Below are 17550 nucleotides of genomic sequence, written 5' to 3' on the forward strand. Positions count from 1 at the left end.
GGCTTCGCTGCGTCACGGATAGGCCCAGAGGAAAGCGCGGTCAAGTTAAGGCAAGAGCGCCGTCTAACGGGTATGAAACGGAAGGGAAAAGTGCAGGTTTCTGTTGCCAGGTACCTGCGAACCCCGCCTTAAGCTGCAAGGCCTAAGGACTTAAGATTTCAGTCGCTGAAACCGCTTACGCGGCCATCGCAACTGGAGCACGATTGTCATTTGCAATTGTACAGTTTGAACCGATAACGGTGGTATCTCACCGAGACAAAGCAACCCCTTTAGACGTTCGTCGATCCTATTTCGGCCCCATGATCCCCAAATGAAGGATGTTTGGTGGAGCCGCCGGGTACCGCCCCCGGGTCCGAACCGCTTATTACGAGCGCGTTTATGTCCATAGTCCCGAAGGACAAGATTAAAGTAGGGCTGCCATGGGTGAATTGCAAGGGGTGCGATGCGGTGAATTTTTCACGTCAAGATAAGCGCGTATCGCGTTGTTTATATGGCCCAACCTAGCGTCTGCCCGCAACTTCGGCATTCCGCGCCGCACGCGCGGCGAAAACGCTTTGGGCAAGCTGTTGCGTCTCGGCCTCAAGCGCGGTCAGCCCTGCCGTCACCGCCCTGCCGTCATGGGCCTCTGCCGCATCCGCGATCTCTTGATGCAGAGCTACGATCCGTGCGCGATCCCGCGCGGTGAAGGTGATCATATTCATCAGGGGCTGCATCGCCTCAACCGCGCCTGCAAGTTGATAACTCAGGACCGGATTGCCCGCACCATCGACCAGCGCCCGGTGAAATGCCACGTCGGAGGCGCAAAAGGCCTCATCCGTCAGTCCCGGCTGCGCCTGCCGATGAATCTCCGCGCGCATGGTGGCAAGGTGGTCCGCCGTCCGCCGTTCTGCCGATAGCGGGGCGCAGGCGCGCTCCAAGGCGAAGCGTGCCTCGCAAGCGGTCTCAAAACTCACCGCATTCATCGACAGCAGCAGGGTCGAGGTGGTGATCTGCTGCGCATAGGCATCCGGGAAGCTCAGCCGGTTGACGAAAGCACCCCCCGTGGCCCCGCGCTGCGTGCGGATCAGCGATTGCGCGGCCAGCCGCTTGAGCGCCTCGCGCACCGTGGGGCGTGAAACCTCGAACTGCTCGGCCAGCTCCGCCTCGGAGGGCAGGCGCTGGTCGACGATCAGATGCCCGCCGATGATGGCGTCGCGAATGGCCGTGGCGATCTGGGCCGATAGATCGGCGGGGTTGCTTGGGTCAATTTTCATATGTCTTACAATTAGTGTTTGCGAGGACTTTAATTGTCTGACATTAAATCTACAAGAGCACGCAGGGGAGGGCGGCGATGACCGGGATGGTACGATCAACACTATGGCTGGGGTTTTTCGCCCTGATTCTCTCCGCTTGGTGGATGATGTACAGCATGGCGATGCAGATGGATCTCGATCTGCTGGGCCGCCCCGGGGCCATGGGCGAACGCATGCGGCAGATGGATCCGGGCATGGATATGTATATGCCCATGGCGCGTTTCTTTCCACTGTTCGTGATGTGGGGCGCGATGATGGCGGCGATGATGGTCCCGACCATGGTGCCAACGCTACGCGCCTACGAAGACCTCATGACCTCCGCCAATGGCACGCGCGCGGGCTGGCTGTCGGTGCTTGCAGGCTACCTCGCGGTCTGGCTGATCTTCGCGGCGGGGATCGCGGGTTTGCAACTGTTGCTGGTGCACGGCGGCGTCATCGACATGCTCGGCATCGCCAGATCGCGCTGGACGGCGGCGGCGCTGCTTTTGGCTGTGGGTCTCTTCCAATTCACCCGCGCCAAGGAGATTTGCCACGGGGTCTGCCACTCTCCGATGATGTATTTCATGGGCCACTGGCGCCCCGGTGCCGCGGGCGGCTTTCGCATGGGGCTGGGCCTCGGTGCCTTTTGCGCGGGCTGCTGCTGGGGCTTTATGCTTCTAGGCTTTGCCGGCGGGGTCATGAACCTTGCGTGGATGGGGCTCGCCACGCTTTTCATGGTCATCGAAAAACTGCCCCAGATCGGGCATTACGTAACAAAACCAATGGGTTTCGCCCTGATCCTCGGCGCAGGTGTCGTGGCGGGTTGGCCCATGATCACAGGAGGATGATATGCCAAACAGAGAGATGACACCCGCCGATTGGGCGATCAAGGGCGAGCTTTTCCTAAACTGCTCTTGCGATGTCTTCTGCCCCTGCGTGGTCAGCCTTGGCGCGCATCTGCCGACCGAAGGCCACTGCCATGCATGGATGGGCATCGTGATCGACGAGGGCCATTTCAAGGGGGAGGATTTGGCCGGTCTGAACGTCGGGCTGCTGGTCGACATCCCGGGCCGCATGGGCGAGGGAAATTGGAAGGTCGCCGCCTATGTGGACGACCGCGCGAGCGAGGCGGCATATGACGGGTTGCTGCAAATCTTCTCGGGCGCTGCGGGTGGCACCACGGGGCTGTTCACCATGTTGGTGAGCGAGATCATCGGCGCCGAACGCGCCCCGGTTGAGATTATTCGCGACGGCAACCGCCGGGTCATCAACATTGGCCGAAAGATCAACGGCGAGATCGAGATGCTGGCCGGGGCCGAACCGGGAGAGCCTGTGACGATCACCAATTCGAAATACTGGATGGGCCCGAATATCGTGGCTGCGCGTGGCGTAAAATCCAAGGTCCGCGACTATGGCCGGGTCTGGGATTTCGGCGGTAAATCGGCTGAGGTCTGCGCGATCGATTGGCAGGGGGCGCGGTGATCACCCCCACCTACGCCAAGAAAATGACACGCTATAATGCGTGGCAAAACAGACAGTTGTCGAATGTCGTTCAGACTTTGGATGAAGCATCGTTAACGCAGGATCACGGGGCGTTCTTCGGCTCCATGCTCGGCACGTTGAACCATCTTCTGTGGTGCGATCAACTCTGGCTGTCGCGGTTCAATCCTGCAGCGCCAAAACCGGAAGGCAAAGACACCGAGCTTTGCCCCTCCGGTGACGCTTGGGTTTTGGCGCGAGGGCAATGCGACCTTGCTATTTCTCAATGGGCGTCGGGGCTGGATCAGTCAACGCTGGATGGGGATTTAACGTGGCATTCCGGTATCTTACAGCGCGATGTTTCCAAGCCGATGGCGGGATGTGTGGTGCATTTCTTCAACCACCAAACCCACCACCGCGGCCAAGTGCACGCCATGCTTACAAGCGCCGGAAGTGACGCGCCGGTGAGTGATTTCATTTTCATGCCGGAGGAGGGCTGATGGCCGAACTCTCTCCCTCCCGCCGGATCAGGCGCACGCCATTCTCTGCCGGGGTCGAGGCGGCGGGGGTGAAAGCCTATACGGTCTACAACCGGATGCTGCTGCCCACCGTCTTTGAGAGCACCGAGGCCGATTATCACCACTTGAGGAAAGCGGTGCAAGTCTGGGACGTCGCTTGCGAAAGACAGGTTGAACTGCGCGGGCCCGATGCTTCCCGACTGATGCAAATGCTGACACCCCGCGATCTGCGCGATGTGGCGCCGGGCCGCTGTGTCTATGTGCCGATCGTGGATGAGACGGGTGGGATGCTCAATGATCCGGTGGCGGTGAAACTGGCTGAGGATCGTTGGTGGATTTCCATAGCCGATAGCGATTTGTTGTTTTGGGCCAAGGGGATATGCAACGGTTATCATCTTGATGTTTTGGTCGATGAGCCGGATGTGAACCTGCTGGCGGTGCAGGGGCCGAAGGCCGAAGATCTAGTGGAACGCGTCTTTGGCGCGGCGGTGCGGGAGGTGAAGTTCTTCCGCTTCGGGGAGTTCCAGTTTCAAGGCCGCGCCATGAATGTCGCGCGCTCCGGCTACTCCAAACAGGGCGGCTTTGAGATTTATACCGAAGGGGCCGACATCGCGATGCCGCTTTGGGAGGCGCTTTTCAAGGCGGGGCGCGATCTGGATGTGCGGGCGGGCTGTCCGAACCTGATTGAGCGGATCGAGGGCGGATTATTGAGCTATGGCAATGACATGACCGACGACAACACGCCCCACGAATGCGGTCTTGGCAAGCTCTGCGACACGCAGGCGGCGATGGGCTGTATCGGCAGAGATGCGCTGCTGCGGGTGGCGAAAGAGGGGCCGGTGCAACAGATACGTCCCCTAGAGATCGCTGGCGATCCGGTGCCGCTTTGTGATCGTGTCTGGCCCTTGATGGCGGGCGACGAACGCGTGGGGCAGGTGACCTCGGCGGTTTGGTCCCCCGACTTTGGCGTGAATGTCGCCATCGGGATGGTGCGGATGACCCATTGGGACCCGGGCACGCGGTTGCAGGCGCGCACCCCCGATGGCGCGCGTGACGTGACCGTACGGGACAGTTTCTGGGCCTGAGGTCCGGTCGATTGAAACCTGAAAAGGAGATGAGAGATGAGCTTTAATGCGCTGATTGTAAACAAGGATGACCAAGGCCAGACCCAGGCCGAGGTCACCCAGATCACCGAAGACCAACTGCCCGAGGCCGAGGTGACGGTCGCGGTCGAATATTCCACCGTGAACTACAAAGACGGATTGTGCATCGGGCCGGGTGGTGGCTTGGTCCGCAACTATCCGCATGTGCCGGGCATTGATTTCGCCGGCACGGTCGAGACCTCGAATGACGAACGCTACAAGCCCGGCGACAAGGTCGTGTTGACCGGTTGGCGCGTGGGCGAAGCGCATTGGGGCGGCTATGCGCAAAAGGCGCGGGTCAAGGCCGATTGGCTGGTGCCGCTGCCCGAAGGGCTGGACACGCGGCAAGCCATGGCCGTTGGCACGGCAGGTTTCACCGCGATGCTGGCCGTCATGGCGCTGGAGGATCACGGCATCAAGAAAGGCCCGGTTCTGCTCACGGGTGCTGCGGGGGGCGTCGGCTCCGTCGCCACGGCGATCCTTGCCAACCTCGGCTATGAAGTGGCGGCGGTCACCGGTCGGCCCGAGACCGAGGATTACCTCAAAAGCCTTGGGGCGGCCCGGATCGTCGCGCGGGAAGAGATCAACGAGACTGTCAAACGCCCCCTTGAGGGCGAGACATGGGGCGGATGCGTCGATGCCGTGGGCGGCGCGATGCTGGCCCGCGTGTTGGGCCAGATGGAGTACGGGGCGAGCGTGGCGGCCGTGGGCCTTGCGGGCGGTGCCGCCCTGCCTGCCACGGTGATCCCCTTCCTGCTGCGCGGCGTGAACCTCTTGGGCATCGACAGCGTCATGCAGCCCTATGACAACCGTCTGCGCGCTTGGAAGCGGGTGGCCAAAGACCTGCCAATGGACAAGCTTGAGGCGATGGTCCAACCCGCTGGGCTCAGCGACCTGCCGCAACTGGGGGCGGACATCCTGAAAGGGCAGGTCAAAGGCCGGGTGGTCGTCGACGTAAACGCTTGATATTGCCTCGGCGCGGGGCGGTGTGGTTAATGGTCCGCGCCGCCCCGACCGCCAGAAGGAGAGCATGATGGCCAGCTACGACGACGACAATATCTTTGCCAAGATTCTGCGCAAAGAGATCCCAAGCTTTAAGGTCTATGAGGACGACAAGACCTATTGCTTTATGGACATCATGCCCCGCGCCGAAGGGCATTGTCTGGTGATCCCCAAGTCTCCCTGCCGCAACATGCTCGACGCGAGCCCTACACAATTGGCGGATTGTCTGGCGACGGTTCAGAAAGTCGCCAACGCCTGCCTGCGCGCCTTTGGCGCCGATGGCATCACCGTGCAGCAGTTTAACGAGGCTGCGGGCGGGCAAGAGGTCTTTCACCTCCACTACCACATCCTGCCGCGGCATGAGGGCGACAAGCTGCGTCCGCCCGGTGTCCAAGGGGACATGGACCGGATTCGCGAACAGGCCGATGCGATTGCAGCCGCGCTCGGGACAGGGTAGTCCCCCCAAACTTACGTCGCAGCAGATACCGAAACGGTCGTTTTAGCCAAGTTTCCAAGGGGGCTTGGCCGCAATGGCTTGCCCAATGGTCGCAGGCCTCTATCCTGTTGCGCACGGATGAGAAAAACAGAAGGCCGCGTTTTGCGCGGTAATCTGTCATCAAAGAGGGAACAGATTATGAGCGATACCAATTCGCACGGCATCCCCGAGCCTGAGGGCAAGGCGGATGTGATCGATACCGATTATGAGATCGGTCAGGACAATATCGAACGGCAGATCGGGCCGTTCGGGCTGGATATTCACAACCCGGTCTTTCTAATCTCGGGGATCGCGGTCGTGGTCTTCGTGTTCTACACCATCGCATTGCCGGAACAGGCCGCCGCGATCTTCTCGGCCATGTTCAACTTTACCACCAAGAACTTCGACTGGTTCCTGATCGGCTCTGCCGACTTGGTGGTGATTTTTGCACTTTTGCTGATCGTCACGCCCTTTGGCAGTGTCCGCCTTGGCGGCAATGAAGCGGTCGCGGATTATACCTATCTGGGCTGGTTCGCGATGCTTTTCGCGGCGGGCATGGGCATTGGCTTGATGTTCTACGGCGTGGCCGAGCCTTTGACCCATTTCTCGACCTCCATGGGCGAGATCACGACAGAGAACGGGTTGCGCACCGACTGGGCCCCCTTGGGTGCCGCCACGGGTGACGAGGCCGGTTCGCTGCGCCTTGGCATGGCGGCGACGATTTATCACTGGGGTCTGCACCCTTGGGCGATCTATGCCATCGTCGCGCTGGCGCTGGCGCTGTTCACCTATAACAAAGGTCTTCCGCTGACGATCCGCTCGGCCTTTTACCCGGTTCTGGGCGAACGTGTTTGGGGCTGGCCCGGGCATATCATCGACACTATCGCTGTTTTCGCCACGCTCTTTGGTCTGGCCACGTCGCTGGGTCTGGGTGCCACGCAGGCCAACGCCGGTCTGAACGAGCTGTTCGGGATTCCCGTTGGCACCACATCTGAGATCGTTCTGATTTCGCTGATCACCGCCGTGGCGCTGGTTTCGGTGCTGCGCGGTCTTGATGGCGGTGTCAAAGTCCTCAGTGAGGTTAACATGGGTCTGGCAGCACTGCTGGCACTGTTCACCTTGATCGTCGGGCCAACTGTTTTCCTGCTGTCCTTCTTCTGGGACTCGCTGGTCGCTTACATTGAGTATCTGCCTGCACTCGCGAACCCGTTTGGCCGCGAAGACGTGAACTTCTCCCAAGGCTGGACGGCGTTCTACTGGGCTTGGTGGATCAGCTGGTCACCCTTCGTCGGCATGTTCATCGCCCGCGTCAGCCGGGGCCGTACCGTGCGCGAATTCATCGTTTGCGTGCTGTTGATCCCATCGCTTGTCTGTGTGCTGTGGATGTCGATCTTTGGCGGCACCGCGATCCATCAGGTGCTGAATGACGGCTACACCGCGGCTCAAGATGCGGGTCTGCCGTTGCAGCTGTTCAAAATGCTCGACGCGCTGCCCTTGGCCTCGATCACCTCCTTCATCGGCATCGTGCTGGTGGTGGTGTTCTTCGTCACCTCCTCCGACTCTGGTTCGCTGGTGATCGACACGATCACGGCGGGCGGCAAGGTCGACGCGCCGGTGCCGCAGCGAGTGTTCTGGTGCATCTTTGAGGGTGCCGTGGCCATCGCGCTGTTGATCGGCGGCGGCTTGGCAGCGCTGCAATCCATGGTGATCTCCACCGGTTTGCTGTTCACGCTGCTGCTGCTCTTCATGTGCTTCTGCATCTTCCGCGGTCTGCAGGACGAGCGTAAAATCCGCTAACCTGCACAGCCTTTGCGACACGGATGACGGCGGCCTCTCGGGGCCGCCGTTTTCTTTGGGCGCTTGACCTTGGCCGCGCCGCGGTGGACCTTCCCGCCATGCATATTGATTCCGAATGGGTCCGCGCCCAATTTCCCGCTTTCGCCGAGCCGAGCCTTCAGGGGCAGGCTTTCTTTGAGAACGCCGGTGGGTCTTACACCTGCCGCCAAGTGATTGACCGGCTGCATCGCTTCTACACCCAGCGAAAGGTGCAGCCCTACGGCGCCTATGAGGCCAGCCGTCTTGGTGGGGAAGAGATGGACGAGGCCCGCACCCGCATGGCCGCGATCCTAGGCGTGACGCCGGAGGAGCTGAGCTTTGGCCCCTCGACCACGCAAAACACCTATGTGCTGGCGCAGGCTTTTGGCCAGATGATGCAGCCCGGTGAGGCGATCGTCGTGACCAATCAGGACCATGAGGCCAATACCGGCCCGTGGCGCAGGCTGGCCGAGCGGGGGATCGAGATCCGCGAATGGCAAATCGACCCTGACACCGGGCATCTCGATCCGGCAAAGCTCGAAGTTCTCTTGGACGAGAATGTCCGGCTGGTCTGCTTCCCGCATTGCTCAAATGTGGTGGGCGAGATCAACCCGGTGACCGAGATCACGGCGCTGGCCCATGCCGCCGGTGCTTTCGTCTGCGTCGATGGCGTCTCCTATGCGCCGCATGGCTTTGCCGATGTCGGGGTGCTGGGGCCGGATATCTACCTCTTCTCGGCTTACAAGACCTTCGGGCCCCACCAGGGTGTCATGGTCATCCGCCGGGCGCTCGCCGAACTGCTGCCGAACCAAGCGCATCACTTCAACGGGGACGTGCTTTACAAACGTTTCACCCCCGCCGGGCCGGATCACGCGCAGATCGCAGCCAGCGCGGGCATGGCGGATTATATCGATGCTTTCCACGCCCACCATATCGGCGGCACTGCCGGGGCCACGGCGCGCGGTGTTGCTGTGCATGACGCGATGCGCGCCCATGAGACGGCTTTGTTGCAACCGCTGCTGGATGCCATGGCGGCGCGCAACTCTGTGCGGGTCATCGGCCCCACCGATGCGGCAACCCGCGCGCCCACGGTCGCATTGGCGCTTGATCGCCCGGGGGTCGAGATGGCGCAGGCATTGGCCGCGCGCGGCATCATGGCTGGGGGTGGCACTTTCTACGCAGGCCGGGCGCTCGGCGCGATGGGGGTGGATGAGGCCAAAGGCGTGCTCCGTCTCAGCTTCACCCATTACACGACGCAGGATGAAATGGACAAACTGTTGAACGCGCTGGATGATCTGCTCTGATCCTTGACCCCGGCGCAGGGGCGCTATGTTTCGGGACAAGTGCAGGAGCAAGACCCCCAACGTGAGCGACAATTCCCCGATTATCATGTGGTTCCGCCGCGATCTGCGGCTCAGCGACCATCCCGCCCTGACGGCGGCCTGCCAGTCGGGCCGCCCGGTCATCCCGCTGTTCATCTGCGACGCACAATCAGAGGCTTTGGGCGCGGCGCCGAAATTCCGCCTCGGGCTGGCCTTGGGCTGCCTTGGGGAGACTTTGGCCGAGAAGGGCAGTCGCCTGATCCTGCGTCGCGGCGATGCGCTTGAGGTGCTGCGCGAGGTGATCGAAACAACCGGCGCGGGGGCGGTCTATTGGAGCCGCCTTTACGATCCCGCCGCGATCGACCGCGACGCCAAAGTCAAAGAGGCGCTGAAGGACGATGGCGTCGAGGCCTGTAGCTTTGCCGGGCATCTGATGTTCGAGCCTTGGACGGTTGAGACCAAGACCGGCGGCTTTTACAAAGTCTTCACCCCCTATTGGAAGGCGGTCCGGGGCCGCGATGTGGCCTCCCCTTCGGCCACTCCAAGCGACATCCCAGCCCCACAAAGCTGGCCCCAGAGCGCCGCGCTCGACGATTGGCAAATGGACGCCGAGATGCAGCGCGGGCGCGACGTAGTGCGCCCCTATGTGCGTCTGGGCGAGGCCGCGGGTCAGGCCCGGCTTGGCTCATTCATGGCCCATATCGTCGAAGGCTACGACGAAAGCCGCGACATGCCGGGCGAGGATGGCACCTCGGCCTTGTCGGAAAACCTGTCATTGGGTGAGATCAGCCCGGCCCAGTGCTGGCACGCGGGCCAGCGGGCGATGCAGGAGGGCAAGCGCGGGGCTGAGACCTTCCTCAAGGAACTCGCCTGGCGCGAGTTTGCCTATCACCTGATGTATCACACGCCGCGCATCCTTGACCAAAACTGGCGCGAGGAATGGCAGGCTTTCCCGTGGAATGAGGACGAGCGCCGCGCCGAGGTGCTGGCGTGGAAACAGGGGCGCACCGGGGTGCCATTCGTCGATGCGGCCATGCGCGAGTTGCAGGTCACGGGGCGCATGCACAACCGGGGCCGCATGATCGTGGCGAGCTATCTGACGAAACATTTGATGTGCCACTGGCGGATCGGGCAAAAGTGGTTCGAAGAACACCTGATCGACTGGGATCCGGCCAATAATGCGATGGGCTGGCAATGGGCCGCAGGCTCTGGCCCCGATGCGACGCCGTTCTTTCGCATTTTCAACCCCGAGACCCAGCTTGATCGGTTCGACAAGGGGCGCGACTACACCCGCCGTTGGATCGCCGAGGGCCGCGCGAAACCGAGTGACGAGGCGCTGGCCTATTTCGACGCGGTCCCACGCCGCTGGGGCCTAAGCCCAGAGGATGATTACCCCGATCCGATCGTCGATCTGTCAGAGGGGCGGGAACGGGCGCTCGACGCCTATCGCAACCGCGACTTTTAACTTTTTGCGAAACAGCAGCCTGCGGTTACAGTAGGCCAGAACAAGAACGGAACCGAGGTATGAAGCTTACGACCACCGAGGGGCAGAAAGGTCTGCCGCGCTATTTCCCGCAGGTCTTCGCCATGGCGCAGGAGATGCAGCACGGGCGGGTGGACTTCGTCTTGCCCGATGGCCGCGTGTTCCGTGCCGAAGGGGCCAAGCCCGGCCCGGTGGCGGAACTGCACATCCATAACGATGACCTTTTCGCACGGTTGATCCGCGAGGGCGATCTGGGCTTTTGCGACGCCTATCTGGACGAGTGGTGGTCAACGCCGGACCTGCAAGCCTTCATGGATTTGGTTCATGCGGGGAATGAGACGGTCTATGACGGTTTCCCCGGCCAAGGGCTGCTGCGTCAGTTCGAGAAGTTCCGCTTCTGGCTTCAGCGCAACAACCGCAAACAGGCCAAGCGCAATATCAGCTATCACTACGATCTGGGCAATGCGTTCTACAGCCTCTGGCTGGACGATACGATGACCTATTCCTCGGCCATTTTCGAGGGCGACGCCCAGCAGTCGCTGGAAGCCGCGCAGCGGGCGAAATACAAATCCATGGTCGATCAGATGGGCGTGCAGCCCGGCGATCATGTCTTGGAAATAGGCTGCGGCTGGGGCGGTTTTGCGGAATATGCCGCCGCCGAACGCGGGCTGAAAGTGACCGCGCTGACCATCAGCCAAGAGCAGTTCAACTACGCGCAAGAACGCATTGCCAAGGCGGGCCTCTCGGACCGCGTGACCTTCAAACTGCAAGATTACCGCGACGAGACCGAGAGCTATGACGGCATCGCCAGCATCGAGATGTTCGAGGCGGTGGGCGAGAAATACTGGCCGGTCTATTTCGACACGCTGCACCAACGTCTGAAACCGGGCCGCGCCGCGACCTTGCAGATCATCACCGTCGCCGACCGCCGTTGGGAGGTCTACAAACGCGGGGTGGATTTCATCCAAAAATACATCTTCCCCGGCGGCATGTTGCCCAGCCCCACGATCCTGCGGGAGCAGGTAGAGCGGGCAGGGCTGGTGGTCGACCGGTCGATCGAATTTGGCAAAAGCTATGACATCACCCTGCGCCGTTGGCATGAGACCTTTAACGAGAAATGGGATCAGATCACCGCGCTTGGCTTTGACGAACGCTTTCGCCGGATGTGGAATTTTTACCTCACTTCCTGTGCCGCGACATTTGACAGTGGCAATTGCGACGTGACGCAGATTACGGTACGGCGACCTGTGTGACCGCCCCTGCGGTCCGCCCCCGCGAGGAGCCGAAAAATGCCGACTGGTGCACGACTTATGGCGGCGATCTCACTCGCCGTGCTGGCCTTTGTCCTGTCGGGCATGGTGGTGCCACTGATGCCGGAAAGCACGGATTTCGGGTATTTCCTGCCGCTTAACGTGGTGCTTGGCCTCATCGTGGGCTGGCGCGTTATGGGCCGGCGCGCGGGCCGGGGCATCGTGGCTGCGATCAACAACGGTTTTGCCGGTGTCTTCGTGCTGATGCTCTGGGCGATCTTCTTGCAGGCGGCGAATGAAATGGTCCGGCTGGCGTTGCGCAACCGCTATGACGATCCCTTCGAGGCCATCGTCGCCGTGTTCCAGATCGGCGCGGAATTCGGCCTGATGATCGCCACCGTGCCCATCGGCGTGGCACTTGTCGTCGGCGGCGTGATCGCAGGGCTTTTGACCGAATTTGCTTATAATCGTTGGCCCTGATCCCCATGCGACATCTCTTTATCTACGGCACTCTGCGGCATCTGCCGCTGTTGGAAATCGTGCTTGGCCGCTCCGCCGAGGCGATTGATCTCAGCCCCGCCAATCTGTCCGGCTACCAAGTCTCTGCCGCCGCCGAAGGCCCGTTTCCCACGATTGAGACGCGCGATGGCGCGCAGGCCGAGGGCTTGCTGGTGCGGGGGCTGAGCGCGGATGATTTCGCGCGGCTCGACTTTTACGAAGGCGCGTTCGACTATGACCTTGTGCCGGTGACACTGGTAGACGGGCAGGGGGCCGAGGTCTATCTGCCCCAGCCCGGGCGCTGGACCGCGCAGGGGCCATGGTCCTTGCCTGAATGGGAGAGGGATTGGGCCGCGCTTTCCTGCCACGCCGCGCGTGAAGTGATGAGCTATATGGGCAAGCGCCCGCGGGCCGAAGTCGATGCGATGTTCCCGATGATCCGCCGCCGGGCCCATCAGCAGGTGCTGGCGGCACAGGGCATGCATGATCCGCTGGCGCTCGACGGCAAGGTCGAAGTGACCGACCGCCGCCGCGTCTACGCGAACTTCTTCGCCCTTGATGAAATCTCGCTGCGGCATGAGACCTTTGACGGCAGCATGTCGGCGCAGATCGACCGCGCGGTTTTTGTCAGCGCGGATGCAGCTTTGGTGCTGCCCTATGACCCGCTGCGCGACCGCGTGCTGCTGGTTGAGCAAATCCGCATGGGCCCGCTGGCGCGCGGCGATCTTACCCCCTGGCAGTTGGAACCCATCGCGGGCCATATGGACCCCGGTGAAACCCCGCAGGCCGCCGCGCGGCGCGAAGCGCAGGAAGAGGCGGGGATCACCTTGGGCGCCTTGGAGCCGGTCGGAAACGTCTATGCCTCACCCGGGAATGCGACGGAGTTCTTTCACATTTTCGTGGGATTGGCAGATTTGCCGGATCATATCATTGGCACCGGCGGTTTGGCTGCGGAGGGCGAGGATATCCGGTCGCATCTGATGTCATTCGATGATCTGATGGCCTTGGCCGATGCACAGGCGCTGGCCAATGCGCCATTGGTGGCAAGCGCCTATTGGCTGGCCCGCCACCGCGAACGCTTGAGGTCCGAAGGCGCGACAGCTAAATCGGACGGAACATGAACTGGGGGCAAACATGCAGGTTGCTAAAAATCTGGCCGAGGCCATTGGAAACACACCGCTGATCCGGCTGCGCGGCGCGAGCGAAGAGACCGGCTGCGAAATCTTGGGCAAGGCGGAGTTCATGAACCCCGGCCAATCGGTCAAGGACCGCGCGGCGCTGTTCATCATCCGCGACGCCATCGCCCGGGGGGAGCTGAAGCCCGGCGGCACCATCGTCGAAGGTACTGCCGGCAACACCGGCATCGGGCTCGCGCTGGTGGGTGCCTCGATGGGTTTCAAGACCGTCATCGTCATCCCTGAGACGCAATCTCAGGAAAAGAAAGACATGTTGCGGCTGGCCGGTGCCGAACTAGTGCAGGTGCCTGCGGCTCCTTACAAAAACCCCAACAACTTTGTCCGCTATTCCGAGCGTTTGGCCAAGGAACTGGCCAAGACCACGCCCGAGGGGGTGATCTGGGCCAACCAATTCGACAATACCGCGAACCGTCAGGCGCATATCGAAACCACCGGCCCCGAGATCTGGGAACAGACCGGCGGTAAAGTAGATGGTTTCTGCTGCGCTGTCGGCTCGGGCGGGACGCTCGTTGGCGTGGCCATGGCGCTGCAACCCAAGGGCGTCAAAATCGCGCTTGCCGATCCCGATGGGGCCGCGCTGCACAGCTACTATACTGAGGGCGAGTTGAAGTCCGAAGGCAGTTCCATCGCCGAAGGCATCGGGCAGGGGCGGATCACTGCGAACCTGGAAGGGTTCAAGCCCGACTATTCCTACAATATCTCGGACGAAGAAGCCCTGCCGGTCGTCTTTGATCTACTGGAGAACGAGGGGCTCTGCCTTGGTGCATCCTCGGGCGTCAACGTCGCCGGGGCCATGCGTCTGGCGAAAGAGATGGGGCCGGGCCATACCATCGTGACCGTGCTTTGCGACTTCGGCACGCGCTATCAATCCAAGCTCTTTAATCCCGAGTTCCTGCGCGAAAAGGGGCTGCCGACGCCCGGTTGGCTTGATGCCGCACCGCAATCCATCCCAGGTGTTTTCGAGGATACATGACTCAAATGCTCCGCTTCGCCCTCGGCCTTACCGCGTTGCTGGTCTGGCTGACCGGCGCTGCTGTCGCACAGGAACCGGCTCTGCCGGATTTCGACCAATGGGAAACCGTCGCCTCTTCGGCTGAAGAGGCGATTGACGCGCCCGAGACCACCGAAACCATGCTGGAGGTGCAGCGCGCCCGGCTGGTGGATTACCGCGCCGAATTCGATGCGGCGCGCAACCTGAACGCGGCGCGGATCAGCGCGCTGCGCGAACAATTGGCCGCGCTTGGTACCCCGCCGGAGGGCGAGGGGGCCGAGCCGGAATCGCCCGAAGTCGCCGCCAACCGTGAAGAGTTAAGCCGGCAGCTCAACACCCTGCTGACACCGGTCCAACGCGCCGAAGCGGCGTATCTGCGCGCCGATGCGCTGATCGGGCAGATCGACGTTGCTTTGCGCGAACGCCAGACCGAGCAGTTGATGGAGGTGGTGCCGACGCCGCTTAACCCGGTGCATTGGCGCACCGCGATGGACGATCTGGCCACCGCCGCTGGCGAAATTGCCGCCGAAGCCCCAGATGATGCCGATACGGCGCGGCGTAGCCTGCGCTCTTCTCTGCCTGCCGTTCTGGCTTTCACCATTCTGGGTTTGGTGCTGATTTTCCGCGGGCACCATTGGTCGACCGCGATCGTGGGGCGGCTTCAGCAATTCGGCGCGCGCGGCTTTGGCATCTGGCGCTTTGTCGTGTCTCTTTTGCGGATCATCCTGCCCACGGTCGGTCTGGTTTTGCTGGCCATGGCCGTCTTGGCAACCGATTGGCTCGGCCCGCGCGGCTCGACCCTTGTGCAGCTGATCCCGGTGATCGGCGGCGCGATGCTGGGTGTTCGCTGGGTCGCCGAACGGGTGTTCTCTCGCGATGAGGACGAGGCGCTGATCCTGCTGCCCCCAGCTGAGCGCAAAGCGGTTCGTTTCTACGTCAGCATCATCACCGTCACCGTCATCATTGGCGCCATCATCACCGCCATTTTCGACGGCCAGCAAACGGCGGAAACCACCGAGGCCGTGCTGCGCCTGCCGGTGATGCTGCTGAGCGCTTTTGCCCTGTTCCGCATCGGGAAAATCCTGCGCGGTTATAGCGATCCGGTGACAGAAGATGTCTCCGCCGCCGAAGAGCCGCGGACCTCGACCCTGAACCGCGTCGTGCGCGGGCTGGGCTTGGGCGCGATGATCGTGGCCGTGGTCGCGCCCCTCTTGCTGATCAGCGGCTATTACAACGCCGCCGTTTCGCTGCTGCCGCCCTATGTCACCACGCTGGTGCTTCTGGGGCTGGTGATGACGCTGCAACGCTTCTTGGCCGATGTTTACGGTGCCATGACCGGGCAGGGGGTGCAGGCGCGCGACGCGCTGATGCCCGTCTTCTTTGGCCTGATCCTGCTGCTGCTGTCGCTGCCTGTGATGGCGCTGGCATGGGGCGCGCGGGTCACCGACCTGACTGAGCTTTGGGCGCTGTTCAGCCGCGGCTTCGCCTTTGGCGAGACGCGGATCCGTCCCACGGATTTCCTCTCCTTCGCGGTGATCTTCGTGATCGGCTATGCCGTCACCCGACTGATCCAAGGGGCGCTGCGCAGCAACGTCCTGCCCAAGACGCGGATGGACATCGGGGGGCAGAACGCCATCGTATCGGGGATCGGCTATGTGGGGATTTTCCTCGCCGCGCTGCTCGCCATCACCGGGGCGGGGATCGACCTTTCTGCGCTGGCCTATGTTGCCGGGGCACTCTCCGTCGGTATCGGTTTCGGCCTGCAAAACGTGGTGTCGAACTTCGTCTCCGGAATCATCCTGCTGATCGAACGCCCGATCTCCGAAGGGGATTGGATCGAGGTGGGTGGCCAGATGGGCTATGTGCGCGACATCTCGGTGCGTTCCACAAGGATCGAGACCTTCGACCGCACCGATGTGATCGTGCCCAACGCCGATCTGATCAGCGGCACGGTCACCAACTACACCCGCGGCAATACCGTGGGCCGCCTCATCGTACCCGTGGGCGTGGCTTACGGCACCGATACCAAACGGATCGAAGGCATCCTGCAAGAGATCGCCGAGGCGCAGCCCATCGTGCTGACCAACCCGCCGCCCGCGGTTCTGTTCTTGAACTTCGGGGCCGATGCGTTGGAGTTCGAGGTGCGTTGCTATCTGCGGGACGTGAACTGGATGATGAAGGTCAAGAATGACATCAACCACGCCATCGCCGCGCGTTTCAAAGAAGAAGGAATCGAAATTCCCTTTGCCCAACGCGACCTATGGCTGCGCAACCCTGAGACTCTGAAGGCCGAAGCAGCACCGAAAATAGAAGATGACACAAAACCGGAGCCGCAGGCATGACGGGCGAGCTGTACCGGACCGAGACCTACCTGCGCGACGCCCCGGCCCGCGTGGCGGCCCATACGCCCGAAGGTGGGGTGATCTTGGACAATTCCCTGTTCTACCCCACGGGCGGCGGCCAGCCGGGCGACAGCGGGTGGCTGACCTGGGACAAGCAAGAGCTTACCATCGCGACCACGGTGCGCGACCGAGACAGCGGCGGCATCGCGCTGGTCCCGGCAGAGCCGCGTCCCTTGCCGCCGGTGGGCGCATTCGTGAAACAGGAACTCGATTGGGACCGCCGCCACAAGCACATGCGGGTTCATACGGCGCTGCACCTTCTGTCGGTCGTGATCCCGCATCCCGTGACGGGGGGGCAGATTTCGGCCACCCACGGGCGGCTTGATTTCAACATGCCCGACGCGCCGCAGGACCGCGAGGAACTGGAGGAGGCGCTGAACCACTTCGTCTCCCTCGATGCGCGGGTGAGCGAGGACTGGATCACCGAAGCCGAATTGGATGCCGCGCCTGAACTCATCAAAACCATGTCCGTCGCCCCGCCGCGCGGACGGGGGGACATTCGCCTGATCCGCATCGGAGAGGCGCCGGACCCCATCGATCTGCAACCCTGCGGCGGCACCCATGTCGCCCGCACCGGCGAGATCGGCGGGCTTCGCCTTGGAAAGATTGAGAAAAAGGGCCGTTTGAACCGCCGTGTCTATGTTCATCTGGGCGGTTAGATAAATTTATCCTCTCTGGGGGGAATTCGCTCTTGCAACTCACTGTC

The 17550-nt window shown here is 62.1% G+C and carries 16 protein-coding genes and 1 other RNA gene; 15 read left to right on the forward strand and 2 right to left on the reverse strand.

All coding sequences use genetic code 11. From position 1 onward, the window contains the following. Positions 1-89: 89 nt before the first annotated feature. Positions 90-438: a transfer-messenger RNA gene (ssrA, locus tag ACGYLA_RS02155) on the reverse strand. A gap of 62 nt (positions 439-500) precedes the next feature. After that, positions 501-1253 carry a FadR/GntR family transcriptional regulator gene (locus ACGYLA_RS02160; RefSeq protein WP_394429928.1) on the reverse strand — a complete coding sequence of 251 codons (753 nt, stop codon included), beginning with the start codon at positions 1251-1253 and terminating at the stop codon, positions 501-503. Positions 1254-1330: 77 nt separating this feature from the next. Between ACGYLA_RS02160 and ACGYLA_RS02165 the strand changes: the two genes are divergently transcribed. From ACGYLA_RS02165 to ACGYLA_RS02235, 15 genes are all read left to right on the forward strand, one after another. After that, positions 1331-2119 carry a DUF2182 domain-containing protein gene (locus ACGYLA_RS02165; protein ID WP_394429930.1) on the forward strand — a complete coding sequence of 263 codons (789 nt, stop codon included), beginning with the start codon at positions 1331-1333 and terminating at the stop codon, positions 2117-2119. 1 nt (position 2120) lies between these two features. Beyond that, positions 2121-2753 carry a DUF1326 domain-containing protein gene (locus tag ACGYLA_RS02170; RefSeq protein ID WP_394429932.1) on the forward strand — a complete coding sequence of 211 codons (633 nt, stop codon included), beginning with the start codon at positions 2121-2123 and terminating at the stop codon, positions 2751-2753. Next, complete coding sequence (locus ACGYLA_RS02175; RefSeq protein WP_394429934.1) at positions 2750-3250, forward strand: DinB family protein; 501 nt, start codon at positions 2750-2752, stop codon at positions 3248-3250. The genes ACGYLA_RS02170 and ACGYLA_RS02175 overlap by 4 nt, the downstream gene beginning before the upstream one ends. Further along, entirely contained in the window at positions 3250-4353 is a 1104-nt protein-coding gene (locus tag ACGYLA_RS02180) for a dimethylsulfoniopropionate demethylase (RefSeq protein ID WP_394429936.1), read from the forward strand. The genes ACGYLA_RS02175 and ACGYLA_RS02180 overlap by 1 nt, the downstream gene beginning before the upstream one ends. A gap of 36 nt (positions 4354-4389) precedes the next feature. Continuing rightward, a complete protein-coding gene (gene acuI, locus ACGYLA_RS02185) occupies positions 4390-5376 on the forward strand; it encodes an acryloyl-CoA reductase (RefSeq protein ID WP_394429938.1) in 987 nt (328 codons plus the stop codon). A 67-nt stretch (positions 5377-5443) separates the two neighbouring features. After that, on the forward strand, positions 5444-5869 hold the full coding sequence (locus ACGYLA_RS02190; RefSeq protein WP_394429940.1) for an HIT family protein: 426 nt from the start codon (positions 5444-5446) through the stop codon (positions 5867-5869). Positions 5870-6046: 177 nt separating this feature from the next. Next, complete coding sequence (locus ACGYLA_RS02195; RefSeq protein ID WP_394429941.1) at positions 6047-7684, forward strand: BCCT family transporter; 1638 nt, start codon at positions 6047-6049, stop codon at positions 7682-7684. 98 nt (positions 7685-7782) lie between these two features. Further along, positions 7783-9006 (forward strand): aminotransferase class V-fold PLP-dependent enzyme, encoded by a 1224-nt coding sequence (locus ACGYLA_RS02200; protein ID WP_394429942.1) that lies wholly within the window; start codon positions 7783-7785, stop codon positions 9004-9006. 61 nt (positions 9007-9067) lie between these two features. Further along, complete coding sequence (locus tag ACGYLA_RS02205; protein WP_394429944.1) at positions 9068-10489, forward strand: cryptochrome/photolyase family protein; 1422 nt, start codon at positions 9068-9070, stop codon at positions 10487-10489. Between the two features lie 59 nt (positions 10490-10548). After that, positions 10549-11760, forward strand: coding sequence for a cyclopropane-fatty-acyl-phospholipid synthase family protein (locus ACGYLA_RS02210; protein ID WP_271687253.1), 1212 nt, complete (start codon positions 10549-10551; stop codon positions 11758-11760). Between the two features lie 36 nt (positions 11761-11796). Further along, positions 11797-12237 (forward strand): TrgA family protein, encoded by a 441-nt coding sequence (locus ACGYLA_RS02215; protein WP_271687254.1) that lies wholly within the window; start codon positions 11797-11799, stop codon positions 12235-12237. A 5-nt stretch (positions 12238-12242) separates the two neighbouring features. Further along, positions 12243-13376, forward strand: coding sequence for an NUDIX domain-containing protein (locus tag ACGYLA_RS02220; protein WP_394429946.1), 1134 nt, complete (start codon positions 12243-12245; stop codon positions 13374-13376). Positions 13377-13389: 13 nt separating this feature from the next. Continuing rightward, positions 13390-14424, forward strand: a complete 1035-nt coding sequence (locus tag ACGYLA_RS02225) for a cysteine synthase A (RefSeq protein ID WP_394429948.1) — start codon at positions 13390-13392, stop codon at positions 14422-14424. After that, positions 14421-16784: a DUF3772 domain-containing protein gene (locus ACGYLA_RS02230; RefSeq protein WP_394429950.1), complete on the forward strand. Its 2364-nt coding sequence runs from the start codon at positions 14421-14423 to the stop codon at positions 16782-16784. Before ACGYLA_RS02225 ends, ACGYLA_RS02230 begins: the two co-directional genes overlap by 4 nt. Next, entirely contained in the window at positions 16781-17503 is a 723-nt protein-coding gene (locus tag ACGYLA_RS02235; protein ID WP_394429952.1) for an alanyl-tRNA editing protein, read from the forward strand. Before ACGYLA_RS02230 ends, ACGYLA_RS02235 begins: the two co-directional genes overlap by 4 nt. The last annotated feature ends 47 nt before the right edge of the window (positions 17504-17550 follow it).

Source organism: Sulfitobacter sp. 1A13679 (assembly GCF_043557115.1).
GTDB lineage: Bacteria > Pseudomonadota > Alphaproteobacteria > Rhodobacterales > Rhodobacteraceae > Sulfitobacter > Sulfitobacter faviae.

Coding starts and splice junctions, on each gene's coding strand:
- ACGYLA_RS02160 (WP_394429928.1), bottom strand. CDS start 1,253: ATGAAAATTGACCCAAGCAACCCCGCCGATCTATCGGCCCAGATCGCC.
- ACGYLA_RS02165 (WP_394429930.1), top strand. CDS start 1,331: ATGACCGGGATGGTACGATCAACACTATGGCTGGGGTTTTTCGCCCTG.
- ACGYLA_RS02170 (WP_394429932.1), top strand. CDS start 2,121: ATGCCAAACAGAGAGATGACACCCGCCGATTGGGCGATCAAGGGCGAG.
- ACGYLA_RS02180 (WP_394429936.1), top strand. CDS start 3,250: ATGGCCGAACTCTCTCCCTCCCGCCGGATCAGGCGCACGCCATTCTCT.
- acuI (WP_394429938.1), top strand. CDS start 4,390: ATGAGCTTTAATGCGCTGATTGTAAACAAGGATGACCAAGGCCAGACC.
- ACGYLA_RS02190 (WP_394429940.1), top strand. CDS start 5,444: ATGGCCAGCTACGACGACGACAATATCTTTGCCAAGATTCTGCGCAAA.
- ACGYLA_RS02195 (WP_394429941.1), top strand. CDS start 6,047: ATGAGCGATACCAATTCGCACGGCATCCCCGAGCCTGAGGGCAAGGCG.
- ACGYLA_RS02200 (WP_394429942.1), top strand. CDS start 7,783: ATGCATATTGATTCCGAATGGGTCCGCGCCCAATTTCCCGCTTTCGCC.
- ACGYLA_RS02210 (WP_271687253.1), top strand. CDS start 10,549: ATGAAGCTTACGACCACCGAGGGGCAGAAAGGTCTGCCGCGCTATTTC.
- ACGYLA_RS02215 (WP_271687254.1), top strand. CDS start 11,797: ATGCCGACTGGTGCACGACTTATGGCGGCGATCTCACTCGCCGTGCTG.
- ACGYLA_RS02220 (WP_394429946.1), top strand. CDS start 12,243: ATGCGACATCTCTTTATCTACGGCACTCTGCGGCATCTGCCGCTGTTG.
- ACGYLA_RS02225 (WP_394429948.1), top strand. CDS start 13,390: ATGCAGGTTGCTAAAAATCTGGCCGAGGCCATTGGAAACACACCGCTG.
- ACGYLA_RS02230 (WP_394429950.1), top strand. CDS start 14,421: ATGACTCAAATGCTCCGCTTCGCCCTCGGCCTTACCGCGTTGCTGGTC.
- ACGYLA_RS02235 (WP_394429952.1), top strand. CDS start 16,781: ATGACGGGCGAGCTGTACCGGACCGAGACCTACCTGCGCGACGCCCCG.